At 70.8% G+C, this 23,910-nt stretch carries 18 protein-coding genes; 7 read left to right on the forward strand and 11 right to left on the reverse strand.

The window, feature by feature from the left end; translation table 11 throughout:
* Positions 1–77: 77 nt before the first annotated feature.
* Positions 78–752 carry a LuxR C-terminal-related transcriptional regulator gene (locus J5X75_RS21870; RefSeq protein WP_208469345.1) on the forward strand — a complete coding sequence of 225 codons (675 nt, stop codon included), beginning with the start codon at positions 78–80 and terminating at the stop codon, positions 750–752.
* Here J5X75_RS21870 and J5X75_RS21875 read toward each other — a convergent pair.
* The 4 genes from J5X75_RS21875 to J5X75_RS21890 all read right to left on the reverse strand — a co-directional run bounded on the left by J5X75_RS21875 (position 745) and on the right by J5X75_RS21890 (position 6,420).
* On the reverse strand, positions 745–2,115 hold the full coding sequence (locus J5X75_RS21875; RefSeq protein WP_208469346.1) for a S8/S53 family peptidase: 1,371 nt from the start codon (positions 2,113–2,115) through the stop codon (positions 745–747). The genes J5X75_RS21870 and J5X75_RS21875 overlap by 8 nt on opposite strands.
* Positions 2,112–4,781 (reverse strand): AfsR/SARP family transcriptional regulator, encoded by a 2,670-nt coding sequence (locus J5X75_RS21880; RefSeq protein WP_208469347.1) that lies wholly within the window; start codon positions 4,779–4,781, stop codon positions 2,112–2,114. The genes J5X75_RS21875 and J5X75_RS21880 overlap by 4 nt, the downstream gene beginning before the upstream one ends.
* A 139-nt stretch (positions 4,782–4,920) precedes the next feature.
* Positions 4,921–6,012, reverse strand: a complete 1,092-nt coding sequence (locus tag J5X75_RS21885; RefSeq protein WP_208469348.1) for a glycoside hydrolase family 19 protein — start codon at positions 6,010–6,012, stop codon at positions 4,921–4,923.
* A 138-nt stretch (positions 6,013–6,150) separates the two neighbouring features.
* Positions 6,151–6,420 (reverse strand): hypothetical protein, encoded by a 270-nt coding sequence (locus J5X75_RS21890; RefSeq protein WP_307798189.1) that lies wholly within the window; start codon positions 6,418–6,420, stop codon positions 6,151–6,153.
* A gap of 109 nt (positions 6,421–6,529) precedes the next feature.
* On the opposite strand from J5X75_RS21890, the gene J5X75_RS21895 reads away from it, so the two are divergent.
* Genes J5X75_RS21895 through J5X75_RS21905 form a run of 3 tightly spaced genes read left to right on the forward strand, consistent with a single transcriptional unit; the run spans position 6,530 to position 8,788 of the window.
* On the forward strand, positions 6,530–7,537 hold the full coding sequence (locus J5X75_RS21895; RefSeq protein ID WP_208469350.1) for a hypothetical protein: 1,008 nt from the start codon (positions 6,530–6,532) through the stop codon (positions 7,535–7,537).
* Positions 7,524–8,228 (forward strand): GAF and ANTAR domain-containing protein, encoded by a 705-nt coding sequence (locus J5X75_RS21900; protein ID WP_208469351.1) that lies wholly within the window; start codon positions 7,524–7,526, stop codon positions 8,226–8,228. Before J5X75_RS21895 ends, J5X75_RS21900 begins: the two co-directional genes overlap by 14 nt.
* 11 nt (positions 8,229–8,239) lie before the next feature.
* Positions 8,240–8,788, forward strand: a complete 549-nt coding sequence (locus J5X75_RS21905) for an AAA family ATPase (RefSeq protein ID WP_208469352.1) — start codon at positions 8,240–8,242, stop codon at positions 8,786–8,788.
* A gap of 263 nt (positions 8,789–9,051) precedes the next feature.
* Here the strand turns inward: J5X75_RS21905 and J5X75_RS21910 are convergent, their stop codons facing one another.
* From J5X75_RS21910 to J5X75_RS21925, 4 genes are all read right to left on the reverse strand, one after another.
* Positions 9,052–9,765, reverse strand: a complete 714-nt coding sequence (locus J5X75_RS21910; RefSeq protein ID WP_208469353.1) for a VIT1/CCC1 transporter family protein — start codon at positions 9,763–9,765, stop codon at positions 9,052–9,054.
* 3 nt (positions 9,766–9,768) lie between these two features.
* Positions 9,769–10,278, reverse strand: coding sequence for a hypothetical protein (locus J5X75_RS21915; RefSeq protein WP_208469354.1), 510 nt, complete (start codon positions 10,276–10,278; stop codon positions 9,769–9,771).
* A gap of 958 nt (positions 10,279–11,236) precedes the next feature.
* Positions 11,237–12,619 carry a glycoside hydrolase family 43 protein gene (locus J5X75_RS21920; RefSeq protein ID WP_208469355.1) on the reverse strand — a complete coding sequence of 461 codons (1,383 nt, stop codon included), beginning with the start codon at positions 12,617–12,619 and terminating at the stop codon, positions 11,237–11,239.
* Between the two features lie 126 nt (positions 12,620–12,745).
* Positions 12,746–15,001: a beta-L-arabinofuranosidase domain-containing protein gene (locus J5X75_RS21925; protein WP_208469356.1), complete on the reverse strand. Its 2,256-nt coding sequence runs from the start codon at positions 14,999–15,001 to the stop codon at positions 12,746–12,748.
* Between the two features lie 280 nt (positions 15,002–15,281).
* Between J5X75_RS21925 and J5X75_RS21930 the strand changes: the two genes are divergently transcribed.
* On the forward strand, positions 15,282–17,498 hold the full coding sequence (locus tag J5X75_RS21930) for a putative bifunctional diguanylate cyclase/phosphodiesterase (RefSeq protein WP_208469357.1): 2,217 nt from the start codon (positions 15,282–15,284) through the stop codon (positions 17,496–17,498).
* Between the two features lie 9 nt (positions 17,499–17,507).
* Entirely contained in the window at positions 17,508–18,407 is a 900-nt protein-coding gene (locus J5X75_RS21935; protein WP_208469358.1) for a DUF1295 domain-containing protein, read from the forward strand.
* Here the strand turns inward: J5X75_RS21935 and J5X75_RS21940 are convergent.
* A complete protein-coding gene (locus J5X75_RS21940; RefSeq protein ID WP_208469359.1) occupies positions 18,398–19,087 on the reverse strand; it encodes a histidine phosphatase family protein in 690 nt (229 codons plus the stop codon). The genes J5X75_RS21935 and J5X75_RS21940 overlap by 10 nt on opposite strands.
* Positions 19,088–19,244: 157 nt before the next feature.
* Between J5X75_RS21940 and J5X75_RS21945 the strand changes: the two genes are divergently transcribed.
* A complete protein-coding gene (locus J5X75_RS21945) occupies positions 19,245–21,083 on the forward strand; it encodes a PAS domain S-box protein (RefSeq protein WP_208469360.1) in 1,839 nt (612 codons plus the stop codon).
* Between the two features lie 135 nt (positions 21,084–21,218).
* On the opposite strand, the gene J5X75_RS21950 is transcribed toward J5X75_RS21945, so the two are convergent.
* Together J5X75_RS21950 and J5X75_RS21955 are read right to left on the reverse strand one after the other, a co-directional pair.
* On the reverse strand, positions 21,219–23,099 hold the full coding sequence (locus J5X75_RS21950) for a glycoside hydrolase family 127 protein (RefSeq protein ID WP_307798190.1): 1,881 nt from the start codon (positions 23,097–23,099) through the stop codon (positions 21,219–21,221).
* A 7-nt stretch (positions 23,100–23,106) separates the two neighbouring features.
* Complete coding sequence (locus tag J5X75_RS21955) at positions 23,107–23,910, reverse strand: carbohydrate ABC transporter permease (RefSeq protein WP_208469361.1); 804 nt, start codon at positions 23,908–23,910, stop codon at positions 23,107–23,109.

Genomic DNA, 23,910 nt, shown 5'->3' on the forward strand with positions numbered 1-23,910 from the left:
TTTCCAGATTTCCGGCAGATGGGCGCAAGGCCGTGCGGGCAACCTCGCGGGTATCACCGAAGCTGCCGGAGGAAGCCATGAAGACCACCCCGACGCGCGTCGTCGTCGCCGTCGACCAGCCGCTGGTCCGTGGCGGCGTCTGCGCCCTGCTGGACGCCCAGGCGGATCTCGCGGTGGCCGGGCAGGCCGGGTGGGCCGCCGAGGCGATCCGGGTGACCGCCGCGCTGGCTCCCGGCGTGGTCGTGCTCGACCTGGGCCTGTCCGGCGGCGATCCGGCCGAGCTGGTCGGCGAGCTGACCGGGCACGGCGCCCGCGTGCTCGCGATCACCACCGGGCACACGGTGGCGCTGGTGGCGCGGGTGTTGCGGGCCGGCGCGTCCGGGGTGGTGCTGACCGGCGCCGGGCCGGTCGCACTGATCGGCGCGGTCCGGGCGTGCGCGGCCGGCGGGATCTGGCTGGACCCGGCGGTGGCCGGCGACGTGCTGTGCGAGCTGCTCAGCCAGCCGGTCACCGGGCAGGCGACGGCCGCGATGGTCCGGCGCCTCACCGAGCGCGAGCGGGAGGTGCTCGAGCTGATGGCGTACGGGCTGGACAACGCCGAGATCGCCCGCCGCCTGTTCATCAGCGATCTGACCGTACGCACGCACGTCGGCCGGGTGCTGCACAAGCTGGGCTGCGGCACCCGGGCGCACGCCGTGGTGATGGCCTACCGGTCCGGTCTGGTGCGGGTGGAGGCGGCCGCCCTCACCTGATCGGTTCGGTGACCTTCTCGAAGTCGGGACAGTGGTTCGGGGTGATCTCCGGGATGGTCAGGTTCTGCCAGACGTTCCCCTTGCCGGTGTCGTCCTCGACGTAGCCGAGCGGTGGCCGGATCCCGGTTCCGCAGTCGACCGTGCCACCGGCCAGCAGGAAGAGGGCCTCCCGGTAGCTGATCCGGGGCGCGGCGAACGAGGTGCCGGTCAGCCGCTGGCACGGGCCGCCCTTCGGGGTGTGGTCGAAGTCGCCGTCGTATCTGATCTCGCCGCTGTTGGAGTACCAGGCCCGTTCCGCGCTGAGCGGGTCGGTGCCGCAGGCCCGGTCGCTGGTCACGGTCCGGCGGGAGAGGGCGCTGACGCTGACGACGTTCTTCCAGATGGCCGGGGCGAAGGGGAAGTCGAGCCGGAATCCGCTGGGCGGGGTCCCCTCGGTGGCCACACCGATGCCGTTGCCGGCAGCCGCCACCGGGACGACCCGCAGGCCGCCGGATCCGCCGACCAGGTCGGCGAGGAACAGGTACAGCGGATCGTTGTCGACCACCGTGTTCCGGACCTCGGGGTCGATGGTGCCGTCGTCGATGTCCTGCGGCTGATAGAAGATCCACATTTTCAGCTGGTCGGGCAGGCCGGCGAAGGCGTCGCGGACCCGTTGCAGTCTCTGGTCCAGCAGGGCGACCGCGATCGCCTCCGGAGTCTTGCCGACCAGTGTGTCCAGGAAGTTCTTGAGGTCCTGCACCGTCGGTTCGACGGCGACGACGTTGCGGTACATCTGCAGCAGCTGTTCGGGATCGGTGTGCTGGACCGCCGCGAACGGCTCCACCTTGCACGGACCGAGCACGAAACTCATGTTGATCACGAAGGCGGTGATCCCCTGCGTCTGCTTCATCCCGTCGGTCACGGATTTCAGCAGGCCGGTGATCCGCTGTGTCTGGTAGCCGGCGACGTGGACCGCCGTCAGCACAATCTCCTTGTCCGCGCCGGAAGACCATGATTCGAGGGTACGGACATCGGGGACGTCGACGCCGTACGCGGCCTTGTCCTGTGCCGTGCCGTTCGTGCCCCACCTGCCGCCCGCACGCATCTCCTGGCGGATCTCCTCGAGCACCAGCTCCCCGTGGACCGACCCGGCCGGAATGCCCGGGTGGGGTGCTCCCTTGCCACCGACCTCGCCGGTGCCGATGCCCCGGTAGGCGCAGTTGCCGTCGCCCTCCGCGGGTTCCGTCGGCTCGCCCGCCACCTCGAACTCATCGACCACCACCAGCGCGACCCGCTGCTTCTCCGGTGGCTGGTCGGGGCCGGGACAGCCGGTGACGGTGAGCAGGACCACGACCGCGGCCACCGCCATTCGTCGTACACTCATGATCCTCGCTCCTTCTCCGGGTCCGTGATCCGATGCCCGAACCGCTCCATCAGCGACCGGACCTTGTTCTCCTCCTGCGCGTACCCGAGCCGTTCGTAGAGCGCGAGCGCCTCCCGCAGATGGTGGGCGGCCCGCTCGGCGTCCTCGGCCGCCTGCCAGTCGAGGCCGAGGTTGTGCTGGGCGAGGGCCAGGATGTCGAGGTCGTTGAGCTCGCGGGCGATGCGCTGCGCCTCGCCGTGCCGGTCGAACGCGGCGATCAGGCCCAGTTCGAGCTCGGCGGTGCCGAGGTTGTTGAGGAAGATCGCCTCGGCGGCCCGGGCGCCCAGCCGGCGGCTCGCCTCCACTCCGGCCCGGGTCAGCTCCCGGACCAGCCGGAAGTCCTTCCACCGGAACGCGGCGATGCTGTGCTGCTCCAGGATCCGCAGCCGGGCCGCCTCGTCGTCGTGCGCGTCGGCGGTCTGGTACGCCAGCCGCAGCGTGTTCTCGGCCCGCTCGTGCTGCCCCATCTCGGCGAACGTCTTGCCGAGCACGGCCAGCAGGATCGCCCGCCGGTTCGCGTCCGGCGCCAGGTCGAGCGCCCGCTGGTACGCCTCCGCCGCCTCCCGGAGCCGGCCCTGGTGCAGGTAGGCGTTGCCCCGTTTGCCGAGCAGCTGGTGCAGCAGCCGGTCGTCGCCGGTCCGCTGGATCACCTCGTCGAGCAGCCGCACCAGGCGCGGTGGATGGCCACGGTCGTCCAGGTAGCCGCCGGTGGCGATCGCCGCGACGATGCCGGTGCAGGCGTCCGGGTCGGCGTACCGGGCCGATTCCGCCACCGCCAGCAGGTTGTCCAGGTCGAGCCCGATCAGGTCGAGGTCCCCGCCGTGCGCCTCGGCGAACCGCCGGACCGCCCCGGCGATCCGTCCGTCTGCGCCGGTCAGCGCACGGCAGTAGCTGAACGTCAGGTCGTGCACCTCGTGGAAGACGGTGCCGTCACGCGGCCGGGCCAGCGACAGGTCGGCGAGCAGCCGCAGCGCCACCAGGACCCGTTTCTCGTCGAGTCCGGTCAGTTCGGCCAGCAGTGGCGCCGACGCGCCCGCGTAGTCCAGCGCCCCGAAGGTCTGGAACACCAGCCGTCCGTCCGGGTCGGCGAGGGCGGCGTAACTACGGTCCAGCAGCAGTCGCACGCTCTCCCGTCCGGACGGTGCGAGCCCGGCCGGCATGGCGAGATCGTGTGGGGCGTCCATGATCTGGCCGGCCAGGTCCGCCGCGTCCAAGCCGTACTGCCGCAGGTGCCGGCCGGCGATCTCGACGGCGTACGGGTGGTGGCCGAGCAGCCGGCACAGATCGGCGGCGCCCCGGCTCCACGCGCCCGGCGCCGTTCCCCAGTGCAGGGCCAGCAGGCGTACCGCCTCGTCGCCGGACAGCCCGACGATCTCGACCTGCCGGTCCAGGGGGAACTTGGCGCGTGCGGTCACCAGCACCGGGATCCGGTCCGGCACAGCGCGCAGCACCTGGAAGAGCGCCGGACCGTGCCACACGTCGTCGAGCACGAGCAGACCGATCCCGGCGCGGTCCATCAGGTTCTGCAGCGCCAGCAACCGGGCGTCGCCGGTGAGCGCCGCCTCGGTACCGCCGCCGAGTCTGCGGAGCAGCGCCTCGAAGACGGTCTCCTCGTCGGCCTCGCCCACCCGCAACCACACGTACGGGCGGCCGCCGGCGCGCAACCGCTCGTCGGCGACGGTCGCGGCGATGGCGGTCTTGCCCATGCCGGCCAGCCCGTGCAGGAGCACCGGCCGCCCGTCGTCGAGGGCCGCGTTCACCTCGGCCACCGGCTCGTGCCGGCCGACCAGCTCGGCCGGCCGGTTCAGCCGGTTGCCCGGGGTGCGGTAGACGACCAGATCCAGGCGGGCCGCGGCTTTCTCCTCCTCGGCGGGTCGGGGGTCCAGCGCCGGATCCGCGCCCACCATCCGCAGGTACAGGTCCTGCAACGGCCGGCCCGGGTCCGCGCCGAGTTCGTCGACCAGCCGTTGCCGGATCTCCCGGTACAGGTTCTGTGCCTCGGCCTGCCGGCCGCTGCGGTACAGCGCCAGCATCAGCTGCCCGGTCAGCCGCTCGTCGAGCGGCCGCGCGGCCGCCGCGGTGGCGAGTTCACCCAGCAGCGCGGCATGTCCGCCAAGGGCCAGGGCGAGATCGTTGCGGTCCAGCTCAGCGGTGGCCCGCTCATTCTCCAGAGAGGTACGCAGCGCGGCGAGCCGGGTCGTCTCCACCGCCCCGAAGGGCCGCCCCCGGCAGAGGTCGAGCGCCGCCTGCAACAGTGCGAGCGCCCGTTCCGGATCACCGGCGCGGGCGGCCTCCCGGGCCCGGGCCACCGCGTCCCGGAAGCGGTGCAGGTCGATACGGGCCGGGTCGATGTCCAGCAGGTAGCCCCCGGACCGCCGGGCGATCTCGACGCCGGTCCCGGTCAGGGCCGCGTTGAGCCGGGAGACGTAGCTGTAGAGCGACGCCCGGGCACGCTGCGGCAGCCGCTCCGGCCAGACATGGTCGATCAGCGTGTCGACACCGATCACCTGGCCGGGCTGGAGCAGGAAGACGGCGAGCACGACCTTCTGCCGGGCGTGACCGATGTCGATCTGCCGGCCGTCACTCGTCACGGCGATGTCGCCGAACACTCTGCACTCGACGCTCATGGCAGCCCGCCTCCGTCGGATGTCTCCTGGATAGCGAACCGGCCCCGCGGGGACAAGCCCTTGCCGGGTGAGTGAGCGACTTCCATGGAAAGGACGACAGCCCCGGCGCCGGGCGCCGGGGCTGTCGCGTTCTGCGGTGTCAGCAGGAGAGGTTGGCCCCCGGGCTCACGCCCAGGATCGCGCTGAACCGCTGGTAGGCGTCCACCCGGCTCTGCACCTGCGCGGGATTGCCGCCGTTGCACTCGAGCGAACCGTTGATGCTGCGGATCGTCTCCCCGAAGCCGCGGCTGTTGACCATGGCGTCGTGCGGGGTCATGGTGCCCGGACCGCGCTGGGTCATCCAGTACCAGACGGCCGTCTGGTAGGCGACCGACGACTCGTTCTTGACCCGGTCCGGGTTGTTCAGCAGGTCGATGCCGAGCGCGTCACCGGCCGCCTTGTAGTTGAAGTTCCAGCTCAGCTGGATCGGGCCACGGCCGTGGTAGGCACTCTGGCCGGCCGGGCACCCGTACGGCTGGCTGCGGTCGCAGTAGAGCGGCCAGTTCGCCTGGTTGATCTCCTCGACGTAGACCAGGCCGCCGGACTCGTGGTTGATGTTGGCGAGGAAGGCCGCGGCCTCCTGCTTCTTGACCGTGTCGCTGCCGGTGGTGGTGAACGCCGGGTACTTCTTGACGGCGTCGATCAGGCCGGCGTACGAGTAGAACGCGATCCGGTTCGGGAACATCTGGTTGAACTGGGCCTCGCTGACCGGGAAGCTTCCCGACCCGCCGCCGGGCGGCGGGGTGGTTCCGCCACCGGTGCAGGTGTACGGCGACCAGTACCAGGTGCTGATGACCGGATCGTAGCCGGGGTTGTCGTGCGACGCCCGGTAGTACTGCCCGTTGGTGTAGCGGACGATCGCCCCGGCCGCGTAGAACTGGCCGGCCACCCAGTTCGGGTGGTTGCAGGTGCCGGTGGGCGGGTTGGTGGTGCCGCCGCCGCAGGCGCCGTTGTCGGCCCACACCCCGGAGCCGCCGGTGCTGGGCGTCTCCCCCTGGGTCCACCACTTGGCGGTCCAGTTGCGGCCGTTGTGGGACGCCCGCATCCCACCGGTGTAGACGGCGGTGTTGCTGTATGCGGCGACGCACGCCTCGGCCGCGCTGGACGCGGTCATCGGCAGGATCGCGGCGGCGGCGCCGGCCACGGCCACGCTGACCGCGGCCAGGATCGACAGGAGCCGTTTTTTGGGCATGGCTCACCTTCCGTACATCAATGGATGCACTGGTGCGAGGGGGATATCGGGTACATCGACTTAACTAGATGCCGGAGGCGCGGTCAAGATATCTGTTAAGAAAGTTCAGGATTTGTTGCGGCGGGGACGGCGAACGGCTCAGGGCCGGGGCGCGGTACGCGTCCAGGCCCGCTCGCCGCGCCGGCTGGTGGCGGCCACACAGCGCGGGCAGATGTAGCGGACCTCGTCCCCGGCGGTGATCACATCGGTGGCCCGGAAGTCGAACCGCACGTGCGGGAACCGCTTCAGCCGGGTCCGGCTCAGGGCCAGCCCGCACAGTGTCTGGTTCATCCCCGGCGTCCAGGCGTGCACCTCTCCCCCGGGCTGCCGCACACCGTCGTCACCGGTGAACTCACTGGAAGCCGCCACCGAAGCCACCCGCGTTCTCGCCATGACCTCCGCATTCCCACCCGAGGCCGGGTCACTCACCCGGCAACCGATCCCTTCGGTACGGCGTCGAAGGCGCGTGGACGTACTGATGCTGATGATCGTGGGATTGCTCGGGTATCTCACCGGACGGCGCTTTCCGCATCCCGGCGCGTGGATCGGCCGTTGGCGCGAAGTGGCGGATCGGCTGCCGGCCCGCCGGTGGTCGCGGCCGCTGCTGGTGGTGGGCGCGCTCGCCGCCACGGTGCCGGTGTGGCCGGGCGTCCAGCCGGGCGATCCGATCGCGGACGAGATGCTGGAACCGGCCGAGGTCGCCGTGCTCGTGCCGCTCGTGCTGGTGTTCCCGGTCGCGTGGGCGCTACTCGGCCGGTCCCGGCCGCACGCCTGGCGCATCGGCGCCGGGCTGGCCGTCTGGGTCGCCGCGTGGTCGCTGTGGACCGTCACGTTCGGCACCTGGAGCACCCCGCCGACCATCGACGACGGTCTGCGCTGGCACCTGGCCGGGGCCGCTCTGGTCGTCGCGATCGGCACGCGGGTGCGGAGACCGTTGACCGGGCGCTGGGTGACCGGCGCGGTCATCGGGGCGGCCGGCGTCGCCGCCGCCGTCGCGATACCGGTCGTCGGCGATCCGCCGGTGCCGCCGCGCGACGCGATTCCGTTGCCGGCCGCGATGACCGTGCTGCGCGAGGAGACCGGATGTGGCGTGAATTCCTGCTACCGCCGGCTCACGGTCACCGGCCTGGGCGAGGCCGGCGAAGCCGAGCTGGCCCGGCGGACCGGCTGCCGGAGGGCCGGCTGGCTCGACGCGTACGAACTGTGCCTCGACCTGCGGCGCGACGAGCCGGCGGCGGCCGTGGAACTCCAGGTCACGTACTACAACGGGCGGGACCGGGTGGTGTTCATGGGGCGCCCGGCGCCGCACCGAAGTCACCATGCGCCCACCCGGACGATGGCCGGTGTATCGCCTCCGCGGATGGGCATACCGCTGCCGGACCGGGCGCCGCGGCGCGCGAATGTCCTGGTCAGGGCTCCGGACGGGGAAGAATCCGCCCGGAGCCTCCCGACGCCTGAGGGGAGGCCGGGTGATGACGGAGGATGACATCGCTGTCGCGCTGACCGAGGTGGCGCGATCGCTGCAGAACGAACGCGACGAACAGGGCACGTTGCGGGCCATCACCGCCGCCGCGGTGGACACCGTGCCCGGCACCGAATACGCCGGCCTGATGGTCGTCGACCACGGCCGGGTCGACACCCGCGCCGCCACCGACGACGTGGTTCGCGAGATCGACCAGGCACAGTTCGACACCGGTGAGGGCCCCTGCCTCACGGCGCTCTTCGACGAGACGACGGTGCGGCTCACCGACATGGTCGACGAGCATCGATGGCCGAACTTCGCCGGCCGGGCGGTCGTTCTCGGCATCCGGAGCATGCTCTCCTTTCAGCTGTACGTGGAGGACGGCACCCTGGGAGCCCTCAACCTGTACGCCGGTGACCGGGACGCCTTCGACGACGACGCCGAACACGTGGGGCTGCTGTTCGCCGCCCACGCCGCGGTCGCCCTGTCCGGAGCACGGCAACAGGAGCAGTGCGGCCGCACCATCCAGATCCGGGATCTCATCGGCCAGGCCAAAGGCATCCTCATGGAGCGCTACCACCTCGACGCCGAGCTCGCCTTCGGGCTGCTGATCCAGGTCAGCCAGCGCACCGGCACCCGGATGATCGACGTGGCCGCGCACCTGGCCAGAACCGGCGAGTTGCGCCCGGTCGGCCCGGATGCGGAGGGACGCTAGCCTCGGACCACATGATCGTTTGGATCAATGGAACCCACGGGGCCGGCAAGACGACGACGAGTGCGCTCGTGCGGGCGCTCATCCCGGATTCGCGGGTGCTGGACGCCGAGAAGGTCGGCGAGACGCTGATGGACATCACGCCGGGGCTGCCGGAGACCGACAACTTCCAGCACTGGCCGCCGTGGCGGCAACTCGTCGTCGAGACGGCCCGGCGGGTGCTCGACTACACCGGCGGAACCCTGGTCATGCCGATGACCGTCCTGGCCGAGCCGTACTGGCGGGAGATCAGCGCGGGCCTCGCCGCACACGCCATCGAAGTGCGGCACTTCGTCCTGCACGCCGACCAGGACACCCTTCGAGGCCGGATAGCGGCGGCCTCCCCGATTCCGTCACCGTTCCGGCTCCAACACCTCGAGCCGTACGCCGAGGCGGCCCGCACCTGGTTACACGCCGAGGCGGAGGTCGTCGACACCACGCACCGCACGCCGGCCGAGGTCGCCCAATGGATCGCCGACGCCGTGACCCATCACCCAACCCCGAACGGCGCCCCCACGCCGTAACGCACCATCCGACCCGAACGATGCCCCCACGCCGTTACCCATCACCCGACCCGAACGATGCCCCCACACCGTGACCCATCACCCGACCCGGAACATGCCCCCACGTCGTAACCCATCACCCGACCGCACGGTGCCCCCACGCCGCAACTCACCATCCGACCCGAACGGTGCCCCCACACCGTGACCCATCACCCAAACCCGAACGATGCCCCCACGCCGTAACTCACCATCCGACCCGAACGGTGCCCCCACACCGTGACCCATCACCCGACCCCGCCACCGATAAGTGTCCCGATGCCGTAGGTGACCGCCATTCCCGCCGCGCCGCCGAGCACCAGCCGCAGCACCGCCCGCCTCGGCCGGGCGCCGCCGAGCCGTGCGCTCAGGTAGCCGGTGCCGGCGAGAGCGGCGACCACCACCAGGAACGCGACAACGATCCGGGCGCTCGGCGGCGGCAGCAGGATCGCCGCGAGCGGCAGCAGCGAGCCGGTCGTGAACGCGACGGCCGACGCGACGGCGGCCTGCCATGGGCTGGTCAGCTCGTCCGGATCCAGGCGCAACTCGACGTCAGCGTGCGCGGCGAACGCGTCCCGGTCGGTCAGTTCCCGGGCCACCTGCCGGGCGGTCGCCTCGCTGAGCCCTTTGGCCTCGTAGAGCGCGACCAGCTCCTCGAACTCCTGCTCGGGGAACTCGGCCAGCTCACCGCGTTCCTTCTCCAGCAGCGCCTTCTCGGTGTCCCGCTGGCTGCTGACCGACACATACTCCCCCAGCGCCATCGAGACGGCACCGGCCACCAGCCCGGCGACACCGGCGGTGGCGATCGACCCGATGGAGGTGGTCGCACCCGCCACACCGATCACCAGACCTGCGGTCGAAACGATGCCGTCGTTGGCGCCGAGCACACCGGCACGCAGCCAGTTGAGCCGCCCGGCGAGGGCGGCATCGTGCGGCTCCCCCGGATGCGAGTCGATGGCCATGGATCAGAACGCCGCCAACTCAACCGACCCAAGACCAACAGACTCGAGTCCGGCCAACCCAAGACCGACCAAGGCGAGTCCGGCCAACCCGAGACCAACCAACCCGAGACCAGCCAGGCCGAGACCGACCAAGCCGAGACCAGCCAGGCCGAGACCAGCCAAGCCGAGACCAGCCAAGCCGAGACCAGCCAAGCCGAGACCAGCCAAGCCGAGACCAGCCAAGCCGAGACCAGCCAAGCCGAGACCAGCCAAGCCGAGACCAGCCAAGCCGAGACCAGCCAGGCCGAGACCGGCCAAGCCGGGACCAGTTAGGCCGAGATTGACCGGGCCTCGATTGACCGAGCCGAGACCGGCCGAACCGAAACCAGCCAACCCGAGATTTACTGGGCCGAGATCCGCGGCGAGAAGGGCCACATCCGAGGCGATCTCGTCATTCGCGACGAACGCGAGACCGATATCCGCCGGTCCGCCGGCGACGCGCACCGCGACCTCGCGGCCGACCCGAGTCTCCATCATGGCGCTCCTTCCCAACCAACATCATCTGGTACCGGCGCCGCCGTCACCACCCCCGACCGGCCCGCCCCGGCCGGCCCATCTCCCCGCCGACCTTGGACGACTGACCACCATTCGCGCACAAACGCCCCAGGATCCACGAAGCGCGGACACCCCACCCACCCCCGCCGACCTTGGACGACCAACCACCGCCCGAGGTAGGCAAACGTCCAAGATCCAAACGGAGACGGACGCATCGCCCATCCCCCGCCGACCTGGACCGATTGACCACCACCCGAGGCGTCTCCGGCCAAGGTGGGAGAACACCCAAGATCCGAGAACGGGACAACCCGCCACCCACCTCCGCCGACCTTGGACGACTGACCACCACCCAAGGTGCCTCCGCCAACGAGGGAGAGCGCCACATCCGAGAGCGGCAGGACGAACAGCCCACCTCCCGCCGACCTTGGACGATTGACCACCGCCCGAGGTGGGAGAACGGCCAAGATCCGAGAACGGGACTGTCCGCCACCCACCTCCGCCGGCCTTGGACGACTGACCACCGCCCAAGGTGCCTCCGCCAACGAGGGAGAGCGCCACATCCGAGAGCGGCAGGACGAACAGCCCACCTCCCGCCGACCTTGGACGATTGACCACCGCCTGAGGTGGGAGAACGGCCAAGATCCGAGAGCGGGACTGTCCGCCACCCACCTCCGCCGACCTTGGACGATCGACCACCGCCCGAGGTAGGAGAACGTCCAAGATCTAAACGGAGGATGACGAACTGCCCATCCCCCCGCCGACCTTGGTCGACTGACCACCGCCTGAGGCGGGAGAACGGTCAAGATCCGCGAGGGGGACGATGCACCGCCCGATTCATGATGATTTGGGCGATTCGGGACCGCGTGCGGTGGGGACGTCCGAGATCGGCTCGGGCGGGGTGAGGGCGGCGGCGGGGAGGGGCGGTCAGGAGGGGCGGTCAGGAGACGCGGAAGGTGGCGTCCTGGCGGTCGGAGGCGCTGGAGGAGGCGCTGAGCGGGTCGATGCGCAGCACGTAGTTGGAGTGGCGCAGGTAGCGGTCCGGGAAGTTGTAGGAGCGGAACGACGACCACGCGGAATCCGCCAGCCCGGCCACCCGGTAGAAGGTGGCGTCGGCGCGGAACGTGGCGGTGTTGTCGTTGGGGTCGAGGCGGATGGCGTAGTTGCTGTGCCGCAGGTACCGGCCGGGATAGTTGACCGATTCGAACGAGATCCCGGCGCTGTCGGCCAGTCCGGCCACCATCCGCCACAGCTGGTCCTGGTGCGGGTCGAACGGGTAGGCGTCGATGCGGCCGATGCTGTTGGCGTGGCGTACGTACCGGTCCGGGAAGTTGGACGACTTGAGCCGCACCCAGGCGGGCAGGCCCCAGCGGCTGATCAGGGCGCTGTACTCGGCGGCGGTGATGCCGGCGATACTGCCGTGTTTGGCGTTCAGCGGCGGGGTGAAGGTCCGCTGGTTCGCCACGGTCCAGCTGTTGGCGCCGACGTTGCCGCTGCTCCACAGGTAGTAGTCGTTGTTGACCGGGCTGAACGAGTCGCCCCAGAGCCACCAGCCGGTGCCGGCGTTGTTCTTGATCAGCAGCGGGGCCTCCATCGAGCTGCCCTGGCGCAGACCGCTGGTGTAGGTGGTGTAGCTGTTGGCCGCGCCGGTGCTGGATCGGGCGCCGTGGATCAGGCCGGTGGAGAGGTTCTTGTAGTACAGGTAGAAGGTGGAGCCGTCGACGACGATGTCACCGTCCAGAACGGGGAAGCCGGGACTGAAATAGACCTGGTTCGCCGAGACGGTCCGGAAGTCGGACGTGTAGTTGACCATGAAAACGTCGGTGCCGTTGTTGGCCGAGTAGACGATGCCGTACTGGCCACGGGCGGCGTCCCAGAAGGCGGTGGGCGCCCAGGTGTGGGTGGCCAGCGTGTGCATGCGGATCCGCCGGTAGCCGGTGAAGCTGGTGAGGTTCACCGAGTCCCAGACGTGCAGGTACTGGTTGTTCTGGCCGAAATCGGTGCCGTTGAGGTCGGTCGCCAGGATCACGAAGGTGCCGTCCTGCTTGCGCAGGATGAACGGGTCCCGCAGGCCGAGGGTGCCGGCGGTGGGGGTGACGACGGGTGCGTTCTGGTTCAGCGGCGACCAGTTCAGGCCGTCCTGGCTGACCGCCAGGTGCAGGCCGTAGTTCGCGCCGGACATGTTCGGGGTCTCGGTGAAGTAGGCGAACACGTAGGCGGTGTTGGCCGCGAGCGCCGCGGTCGGGGCGGCGGCGACGGCGGTGGCGGTCGCGGCGGCGGACAGGACGGGCAGCAGGGTGAAGGTGCGGCGGGTCAGGGACACGGTTTCACCTTTCGGGGTAAGGGTGACGTCACCGGATCAGCCCGGCGGCGGCCGATGGCCGTGCGGGGGCAGCAGGCCGGGCGATTGCCACGGTGACGCTTCGTAGCCCGTACGAGATGGTGGTTTTCAAGCGAAGCGCCAGAGGTTGTCGGCGCTGCCGTTGTCGGGGTCCTGGACGACCTGGACGCCCCACGCGGTGCCGCCGTTGAGGACGGCGAGGAGTTTGCCGCTGTTCACGTTGCGGATCTTGTAGAGGCCGCCGCCCTGGTCGACGAGGGTCCAGCGGTGGTCGGCCGTGCCGTTGTCGTCCCATTGCAGGACGCGCGCGTTGTCGGCGGTCGACATGTTCTCGACACCGAGGACCTTGCCGCTGTTGACGTTGCGGAAGCGGACGGCGGTGCCGTCGGCGATCCGGACCCAGCGGTGGTCGGGGGTGCCGGTGTCGCCCCAGGTGAGAGCGAGGCCGCCGTTGGCGGTCGACATGTCCTGGATGCCGAGGACCAGGCCGGTGGCGTTGTTGACGATCTTGTACGTGGCCGTGGTGAGCCAGTAGACGCTGTAGTTGAAACCGTGCGCGTCGTAGAACGGCACCAGGTTGACGGTCGCGCCGTTGGCGGTGGCGCTGGTCCGGGTGACCGACGAGACGGTGAGCGCGGGCGGGGCGGTGAGAGCGGTGTCCCCGTAGTTTCCGGCCAGCACGGTCGGCCCGTAGGTGATCGCCTGGACGTCCGGGTTGTCGGGCGCCGGCCGCAGGACGATCCGCATCGGCAGCCGGACCGTGATCGTGTCGCCGGCCGCCCAGGTGCGGGTGATCGTGGCGTAGCTGCCGGGGGTGGCGGTGACCGACTGGGCGACCCCGTTGACGCTGATGGCGGCACCGCTGGTCCACGACGGGATCCGGACACGGATGCTCCACGAGCCGCTCATCGTGCCGGCGAGGGTGAGCGTGCTGGTGTCGCCGGCCGGGAAGGTGGTGGTCTGGGTGACCGTGATGCCGCGCTGCGACCAGGTGAGCACCGACGGGGCGTAGAGGTTCACGGTCAGCGTGGTGCCGCTGTAGTAGTAGATCGACTCCATGAGCCGGGTGTTGACCTCGACACCGGTGCCCTGGCAGCACCAGAACGTGCCGTAGTCGGTGGACCAGGTGCCGCCGCCCCAGGCCGGGCCGACCCCGCGGCGGCCGCCGGGCCTTAGTGGCGTGAAGTAGGTGACGTGGCCGTAATTGGACGCCGGGTTCTGCGCGCCGAGCACGTGGTTGAGCAGTGCCTGCTCGTAGAAGTCGAAGTAGGCGGCCCGGTTCGGGTCGGTCACCCACAGTTCGCGGGTCAGGCGCAGCATGTTGACCGAGTTGCAGTGCTCGCACGTGTCGTCGGTCAGGTAGGAGGCGATCGCGTTGGCCGGGCGGAAGTGCTCCGCCTGACTGTTGCCACCGATGGCGTACGTGTGCGCGCCGACCGTGATGTTCCACGCGTTGCGGGCGATGTCCAGGTAGCGGGTGGTGCCGGTGGCCTTGTACTCGCGGGCCGCGCCGATCCACTTGGGCACCTGCGTGTTGGCGTGCAGGCCGTTGAGCGCGTCGGTGTTGGCGGCGAGCGGGTTGAAGACGGTGGCATGGTCGAACCGCTGGGCGACGGTCAGCCAGCGGGCGGTGCCGGTCTGCTGGTAGAGGTCGGTGAGCACGGCGTTCATCCCGCCGAACTCGGTGCCGAGCATGGCCTGCATCCGGGAAACGGACAGAGCGGAGGTACGGGTGTCGACCCACCCGGCGAGCTTGACCAGCACGTCGCGCGCCTGGGTGTTGCCGACGTACCGCCACACGTCGAGGAGGCCGGCCATCGTCTTGTGGATGCAGTAGTACGGCACGTTGCCGTTGGTCAGGGTGCGGTTCTCCACCGCGGTGATGTCGGCCTCCGGGAATCCGGACAGGTAGCCGTTGGCCGCCTGGCATTTCGCCAGTTCGGCGACCATGTAGTTGGCCTTGTCGCGGCAGACGGTGTCGCCGAGGATCGCGTACGCCTGCGCCCACGCGGTCAGGAAGTGGCCCTGCACGTGCGAGCGGAACGGGAAGGTCGGCGCGTCCCAGCCGCCGTTGGCCGCGGCGCCGCCGGTGGACTGACCGTGGTTGGCACGGAACACGTAGAGCAGCCGGTCGACGTCGATGAACCGCAGGTAGTTGAGCGTGCGGGTCTGGTTGTCCATGAGCCGGCCGGCGGTGAGCCGCACCTGTCCGAGGGGGAACGGGTAGGCGGAGACGCCGAGGTCGGCGCGGGCGGGTGGCAGTTCGGCGGCCGCGGCGGGGCTGCCGGTTCCGGTGGTGGCGACGACGGCGCCGCCGAGGGCGGCGCCCAGCAGACTGCGGCGGGTGACGGGGAGCGGGGACATCGAGGGACTCCGATCTCGGCGGATTCCGGGTACGACGGCACGCGCCTTTCGGCGTACACGGGGGAGTTTTGCTACCGGCCGATGTTATCGATAACAATGAAGGTGTCAAGGTTTATCGATCTGGAAACATGTCGGCGCCCGCACGGCCGTCACCGGGCTCGGCAGATTACGAAAACCGTGAGCAAAAGTCCGTCCTCCACGAGGGATGTGATCGATATACAAGGTGTGCCGCGCCGCCGCGGTCCCTCAAGTAGCTCTCGGTGCGACCGATGGTCAGCTCATGAGTCCGGATGGTCGATGGCGGTGGTGGACGGCGGGCGGCGTGGCCGCGGCCGCCGGCTACTACCTGTTGCCCGCTGACGGTCTGCTGGCCAACATCGGCTACAGCGCCGTCGGGCTTCTGGCCGGGCTGGCCATCCTGATCGCCGTGCGCTGGAACCGGCCATCGCGCCCGGCCGCGTGGATCCTGTTCTCGGCCGGGATCTCGCTCTCCGCCCTCGGCGATCTCGTCTGGTGGTACCTGGAGTACGTCCGGCACGAGGAGCCGTACCCGTCGGTGGCCGACGTCCTCTACCTCGGCGCCTATCCGCCCCTGATCGCCGGGTTGTTCCTGCTGCTGCGCGCTCGCCGCGGCCGGGACACCGGCGGTCTGCTCGAGGCGTCCATCGCCGCCCTCGGCCTCAGCCTGGTGCTGTGGGTGTTCGTCCTGCACCCGGTCGCCGCCGGTGAATCGGCGTCGCTGCTGGAGAGCGTGGTCAGCACCGCCTACCCGGCGCTGGACATGCTGCTGCTGGTGATGGTCGCCCGGCTGCTCATCGGCGCCCGCGCCCGCTCGGTCAGCTCCGACCTGCTGGGCGTGGCGGCCGGGCTGCTGCTCGTGGCGGACATCGCGTACTCGGTGCTGAGCCTGCACTTCGACTACGACGGGCGCGGGCTCGACTGGGCGTGGCTGATGGCCTACGTGCTGTGGGCCGCCGCCGCGCTGCACCCGTCGATGGCGGCGGCCGACACCGGGGAACCGCCCGAAAAGATCCGGGCGGGTCGCGGCCGTCTGGCCATTTCCGCCTGCTGCGCGGTACTTCCGCCCACTCTGCTGTTCCTCCCCGCGGTCGGCGCCAACCAGCTCGACCGGGTCGTCATCGCGGCCGGCGCGATCCTGCTGTTCGCGCTCGGCGTCACCCGGATGGCCGGGGTCATGCACCAGGTGCACCGGCAGTCGGCCGAACTGCGGCGCCTGGCCAACCAGGACGACCTCACCGGCCTGCACAACCGGCGCCGCTTCCAGCGGACCCTCGGCCACGCGATGACCACCGGCCGCCCGCAGGTGATCCTGGTCGGGCTCAACGACCTGGGCAGCGTCAACGACGAGCTCGGGCCGGTGGCCGGCGACCACGTCATCGTCCGGATCGCCGAGCGGGTACGCATGCTGGCCGGACCGCAGACGATGGTGGCCCGGCTCAGCGGTGACGAGTTCGCGGTGCTCCTACAGGACACGACACGCGCCGAGGCCGACGCGGTGGCCGGCCGGATGATCGGCGCGGTGCACTACCCGGTCCGGTCGGACGACTTCGAGGTGCTGGTCGGCGCCGGGATCGGGGTCGCCGACTCCGACGGCGCCGACGACCCGGTGGAGGTGCTGCGCCGCGCCGGGGTGGCCATGTGCGTGGCCAGGCGGACCGGTGAGACGTACGCGCGGTGGTCCCCCGCGTTCGACGAGCGGTCGTCGGAGCAGGCCCGGCTGGGCGCGCAGATCCGGCACGGGCTCGACACCGGCCAGTTCCAGGTGGTGTACCAGCCGATCGTCCGGCTGCCCGAGTGCCGGGTGGTCGCCGTGGAGGCCCTGGTCCGGTGGCGGCATCCGCAGCGTGGCCTGATCAGCCCGGCCCTGTTCATTCCGGTCGCCGAACGCAACGGCCTGATCGTCGAGCTGGGCGCGTGGATCCTGGAGACGGCGTGCGAGCGGCTGGCCCGGTGGACCGCCGAACTCGGGCCGCTCGCCCCGGACCGCGTCAGCGTCAACGTGTCGGCCCGCCAGCTGGCCCGGTCCGGGTTCGCGACGTCGGTGGCGGCGGTGCTCGCCCGTACCGGTCTGGCTCCGCACCGGCTCACCGTGGAGGTGACCGAGACCGCCGTGTTCGAGGGCGGGCCCGCGGTCGCGGCGCTGCACGAGTTGCGGGCGCTGGGCGTACGCATCGCTCTCGACGACTTCGGCACCGGGCACTCGTCGCTCGGGCTGTTGCAGAGCGTGCCGGTCGACGTGTTGAAGATCGACAAATCGTTCGTGGACCGGGTCACCGAGGCCGGCCGGCACGCGGTCATCGCGGAGGCGATGATGCAGGTCACCTCGGGTCTGGGGCTGGACGCGGTGGCCGAGGGCGTGGAGACGGCGGAGCAGGCGGACGTGCTCCACCGGCTCGGTTACCGGCTGTTGCAGGGCTATTTCTTCGGCCGTCCGGCCGAAGAACCGGACTTCACGGTACGGACGGTGCACGCTTAGTCTCGTCCTATGTCGACGGGACGGGACCGGACGGTGGGGTTCGCCGTGGTGACGGCCGCCTATCTCGCGGCCGGGCTGGTCGCGTGGGCCGTCGTGGCCGTCGCGCGTGGCCCGCACCCGTTGCTGCTCACCTTCTACGCCGACCTGGCCGCCACCGTCGTGGTGTTCGCGGCCAGCATGCTCGTCGCCAACGCGAGCCTCTACGACCCGTACTGGAGCGTCGCCCCGGCCGTGATCGTGGTCGCCTGGGTGTGGTGGCACACCGGTGGCGAGATCTCGGCTATGACCGGCCGGCAGACGGCCGTCCTGCTGCTGGTGCTCGCCTGGTCGATCCGGCTGACGGCCAACTGGGCGTCGTCGTGGCGCGGCCTGAACCACGAGGACTGGCGCTACGTGCGGCTGCGTGAGCGGCGACCGCGCGGCGTCCCGTGGTGGCTGGTCAACCTGGCCGGCATCCAGCTCATGCCCACGGTGGTGGTGTTCGCCGGGCTGCTGACCGTCTGGCCCGCCGTGACGGTGACCGGCCGTTCGTGGGGGCCGCTGGACGTGGTGGCCGTCGCGGTCACGGTGGCCGCCGTGCTCCTGGAGGCGACCGCCGACCGCCAGTTGCACCGGTTCACCCGGGATCCCGCCAACCGGGGCGGCGTCATCGACCGCGGCCTGTGGCGGTACTCGCGGCACCCCAACTATCTGGGCGAGATCCTCTTCTGGTGGGGGATGTGGCTGTTCGCCCTGGCCGCCGCCCCGGGCTGGTGGTGGACCGTGATCGGCCCGGTCACCATGGTGCTGCTGTTCACGTTCGTCAGCATCCCGATGATGGACGAGCGGTCACTGATCCGCCGCCCCGCCTACGCCGAGCACATGCGCCGCGTCCCGGCGCTGCTGCCCCGCCCGGCCCGTCACCGGTAGGTCAGCAGCCGCCGGTCGGACTCCAGGTGCTGATGCTCGTTGAACGTCGACAGGGACAGCCCGCGGCTCCCGGCGATCACCTTGGTCACGCCGGTGTTGACCGAAACCCGGTTGAAGGCGGCCCATCCGGCCACCGATCCGGTGGTGAGCAACGTGGCCGCCATCGCGATCGGCCCGCCCGAGCTGACCACGAGCACCTCCCGGTGCGCACGCAGCAGCGCCTCGGCCGACGCCAGGGCGGCGGCCACCCGGTTCTGGAACGCGGGAAACGATTCGCCGTACTCCGGATCGTGGTCGCCCGACGCCCAGCGCGTGGTGGCCGCCTCGAAGATCTCCTGGAACGCCCGGTCCGGGCGCGCCTCGCGCGCCAGCTCGGCCGCCATGGCGGCGCGGTCCCGGAACAGCGGCCGGTGGATCTCCACGACGTGCTGGAAGTCGAACTCGTCCCACCCCGGGTCGATCGCCACGTCGACCGACCGGGCCAGGCCGTCGAGGATGCCCGCGGCGGTCTCGGCGTGCCGGCGCAGCGCGCCGCGCACCAGCAGGGCCGGGCGGACGCCCCGATCGGAGAGCGATTTCCCGAGGGTACGGGCCTGTTCGTGCCCGATCGGGGAAAGCGCGTCGTAGTCGTCGGCGCCGAACGACGCCTGACCGTGGCGGACGAGCAGCAGACGGGCCACCGGCACCGGTCCTTCGGATAGCGGGCGAGGGGGTTCCGCTGCACCATACGGCAGGGCCACCGCGGGGCGTCCTGGCAGCGTCCGCTGGTTTCCGGGTTCCAGGCCCGAGGTGGCGAAACGGGCATAGCCTACCTGCGTCCGGAAAGGGGGCCGGGTGATGAGGCGACCGAAAGTGACGCCCAGGGTCGTCGGGGCCTTCGTGGCCGTGACCGTACTGACGGTGTTGTCCGCACTCTCGCCACCCCGGATGCTCACCTTCGGGATGCTGGCGGTGGGACCGGCGCTGGCCGCCGCCACCGCCAGCCCTACGTTGGTGCTCACCATCGGCGCCTACGCGGCCGCCGCCGCCTTCGCGATCTCCACCTGGCACGGCTTGCTCGGCTCGACCGATCAGATCCTGCGCCTGCTGATGGTGGCCGCCATCACGGCCATCGGCTGGCTGACCGCCCGTCACCTGCGCACCCTGCTGAACGCCCGGTCCGCCGCGGCAAGCGACCGGGAGATGCTGGGCGCCCTCGTCGAACAGTCCGCCGACGCGATCATCGTGGCCGACCTCAAGGGCGTCGTGCGGATCTGGAACGCCGGGGCCGAGAAGATGTACGGCTACCGCGCGAGCGAGATCATCGGGCACAAGTTCACCCGGATCCTGCCCCCGGATCGGCTGGCCGTGTTCGAACAGGTCCAGATCCCCCTCGCCGCCGGGGAGCACCTGCGATTCGACGAGACCCGGCGGATCCGCAGCGACGGCTCGGAGATCATCGTGTCGGTCTCGGTCGCGCCGATCCGCGACGACTCGGGCAGGGTGGTCGCGGCGGCCGCCACCGAGCGCGACATCACCGCCCGGAAGCGGCTGGAGGCCGAGGAGAAGCTGGCCATGGAACGGTCGGCGCGGGCCAAGCGGATGGAGAGCCTGGGCCAGCTGGCCGGCGGCGTGGCGCACGACTTCAACAACCTGCTGGCGATAATCCTGAACTATGCCGACTTCCTGACCGACGAGGTGACCCCCGAGGGCGGCAAGGACCTGGCCCGGATCCGCGACGCCGCCGACCGGGCCCGCGATCTGACCGGGCAACTCCTGCTCTTCGCCAAACGGGAGCCGACCCAGGTGGAGACGGTCGACCTGAACGAGGTCGTCGCCTGCTCCGGCGAACTGCTCCGGCGCAGCATCGGCGCGAACATCCAGCTGGTCTGCCGACGCCAGCCCGAGCCGCTGCCGGTCCGCGCCAACCGCGGCCACCTCGACCAGATCCTGCTCAACCTGATCGTCAACGCCCGGGACGCCATGCCCGACGGCGGCGTGGTCGTGGTGCAGACCGACCGACCGCCCGGCGGCAACGCGCGGCTGACCGTCAGCGACACCGGCTGCGGCATGACCGCCGAGGTGCGCGACCGGCTCTTCGAGCCGTTCTTCACCACCAAGCCCGCCGACAAGGGCACCGGACTCGGCCTGGCCACCGTCTACGGCATCGTCACCGACGCGGGCGGACAGATCACCGTGGACTCGTCACCCGGCATCGGCACCACCTTCCAGATCCTGCTGCCACTGGCGGCAGAGTCGGCGGACCGGACTCCGGAAACGGGCGACATCCCGGCGTCCGGCCACGGCGAGCACGTGATCGTGGTCGACGACGACGAATCCGTCCGCGATCTGGTGATCCGGATCCTGCGGGAGAACGGTTATCGCGCCACGGCCTGGCTCGACGGCTCACCACGCGGCGACGAACCGGACGACGTCGCCCTGCTCCTCACCGACATCGTGCGGCGCGGCCGCTCCGGGCCGGCGATCGCCGACCGGCTGCGGGTCCATCATCCGGAGTTGCCGGTGCTGTACATGTCCGGCTACAGCGACGACGATCTCCGCCGCTACGACCTGGACTCGGCCCGCATCGTCCAGAAACCGTTCACCGCCGTGGAACTGCTCGCGGCCGTCGAGGACAGCATCTCCGGCCGGGCGCTGGACGAGCGGAGACGGGACAGCTCGTCGCGGGCCGCGTGACGCGGGATGCGCCGGTTCTCGGCGAACCGCGATGGGATGGCCGGCCGAAAGAGCGCCGTGCAGCCGCGCCGCCGGCTGAGATCGGTGGTCCGGCGCCGATCGGGACGACGTGTCGACGGCAGATCACGGTGGCGCTCACCTCCGGTCGAGGGGAAGCCAGACGCGCATGGTGGACGGGCCGCGCCTGGCCCAGCGGTGGTAGGGGTACAGCGGAATCTCCACCGCATCCGCAAGAGGCGGAGCCGGAGCCGGGCCGTAGGGCCAGCTGGCGTCGTGCACGGGCTGGGTGCGCCCGGTGACGATCACGGCGCCGTCGCGGTCCACCGGTTCGGTGGCGGGATCCAGGCGGACGGTGTCGACGGTCCGGCCGGGTGGCAGGTCGAGTGATTCGAGACAGTAGACGACCGGTCCGCGTTCCACGGCGACGCTTCCGCGTACCGCGTCGATTCTGGCGTCGGCGAAGGTGAGCCGCGGCCGGACCGCCAGATCGAGCACCAGCATGTCGCCCGCCGTGAAACGGCGCCGCACCGCGGCGAGGCCCGGCGCCACCGGCACGCCGTCGAGGGTCGCCTCGGTGGCCCAGTGCGGGATCCGCAGGGAGAGCGTCCAGGCCGTCGCGGGCGCGGACACCACCCGGATGGTGACCCGCCCGTCGGCCGGGTACGCGGTCTCGATGTCCAGATCGATGTCGCCCACCCGGATCGACGCCGGCGTGTACTGGTGGATCTGCACGCCGCCGTCGTCGTCGGTGGTGGCCAGATAGGCGGCCAGGCTGCTGAACGTGCGGGCCAGGTTGGTCATGCAGCAGGACACCGCGTACCAGGGCGCGCGCAGGCTGGACGCGGCCCGCGGGACCAGGGTGTCGGCGGCCGGTTCGATGCCGGGGACCCGCTGGTGCAGCGTGTTGGTGTAGAAGAAGCGGGTGCCGTCGTCGGACGGGGACGTGGCGATGATGTTGAACAGGACCCGTTCGATCAGGTCGGCGTAGCGGGGGTTGCCCTCGGCCAGGAGCAGCCGCCAGGCCAGCATGACCGAGCCGACGCCGGCGCAGGTCTCCTGGTAGGCGCGGTCCGGCGGCAGCACGAAGTCGTCGCCGAACGCCTCGTCCTGGTGGCGGGATCCGATGCCACCGGTCAGATAGGTACGCCGCGCGACCGTGGCCCGCCACTGCCGGGCGACCGCCTCCAGCAGTTCGGTGTCGCCGGTCTCGACGGCTACGTCGACCGCACCGGACGCCAGGTAGACGGCCCGTACGGCGTGCCCGCGCAGCACCCGCGCCTCACGGATCGGCATGTCGTCCTGGAAGTAGGCGCGGCCGAACTCGATGTCGTCGAGCACCTGCCGGCCGCGGCGCTCGACGAACAGCCGGGCCTGGTCCAGGTAGCGGCGGTTGCCGGTGACCCGGTACAGCTCGACCAGGGCCGGCTCGATCTCGGCGTGCCCGCAGACCGACTGGATGCCGTCCGGGCCGAACGTGTCGCAGACGTGGTCGGCGGCGCGCACCGCCACGGTCACGAGGTCGTCGTGACCGTGGGTGCGGGCCCGGGCCACCCCCGCTTGGATGAGGTGGCCGTAGCAGTAGAGCTCGTGGCCCCACTCCAGGTCGCTGTACCGGGCGGCCTGGCCGGGCCGCCCGAAGTTGGTGTTGAGGTAGCCGTCCGGCTGCTGGACCGCGGCGACCCGGGCCACGATGGCGTGAAACCGGTCCTCGTACGCCGGATCGCCGGCCCAGGCGAGCGCCTCCAGGTACTTGTAGACCTCGGAGTCGGAGAACTCGCGCCCGCGGCGGCCCTCCACGGGCGCGCCGAAGTTGCCGAGCCAGCCGGCCCGTTCCAGCCAGTGTTCGATGTGGTCGAAGGAGGCGGTCCGGCTGGTGTGCTGCCGCTGTTGCCAGAAGCCGGGCCGCAGGGTGACCTCGTGCAGGCCCAGCGGCCGCAGCCGGCCGGTGCTCGGGGCGGCCGGAGTCCCGCCGCGCCCGGTCCATTCGCCGGACACGACGGCTTTCTCGATCGTCACGTGAGGATCAACCCTTCAGTGCGCCGGACAGGAACCCGCGGACGTAGTGCCGCTGGAGGGCGAGGAACAGCAGGATGCAGGGCAGGGCGAGGGTGACCACCCCGGCCTCGGTGGCGCCGTAGTCGACGATGCCCATCACCTGCTGGCGCATGTTGGCGACGGCCAGCGGCAGGGGCGCCCGGTCGGAGTCGCTGATCAGCACCAGTGGGGTGATGAAGTCGTTCCAGGCGGCCAGGAACGCGAACAGGCCGACGGTGATCAGGCCGGGCCGCACCGCCGGAAGCATGATGTGCAGCAGGGCGCGGAAGCTGCCGCAGCCGTCCACCAGTGCCGACTCGCCGAGCTCCTTGGGCACCGCCTCGAAGGAGATGCGCATCATGAAGACGGCGAACGGCAGCTGGAACATGGTGAGCACCAGCGCCAGCCCGACCAGCGAGTTCTGCAGGCCCAGGTCGTTGAGCAGGACGTAGAGCGGGATCAGCAGGGTCGCGTAGGGCACCATCAGGATGGCCAGGGTGACCAGGAACAGCAGGTTCCGGCCGGGAAAGCGGAACATCGCGAACGCGTAGCCGCCGAGCAGCGACACGCCCAGCGTGAACAGCACCGTCAGGACCGACACCACTGTCGAGTTCAGCAGGTACTGCGCGATTCCGGCCTGGTAGTTGGCCAGGGTCTCATAGTTGCCGAGGCCCCAGCCGGAGGTTTGCGCGGTGCCGGCCTGCGGGCTGACCGAGGCCACCGCGGCCCACACCAGCGGGGACAGGAAGAGGACGGCGAGGCCGCCGCCGACGATGTGCTGCGGAGTCCGCAT

Source organism: Actinoplanes flavus (assembly GCF_017592555.1).
Taxonomy (GTDB): domain Bacteria; phylum Actinomycetota; class Actinomycetes; order Mycobacteriales; family Micromonosporaceae; genus Actinoplanes; species Actinoplanes flavus.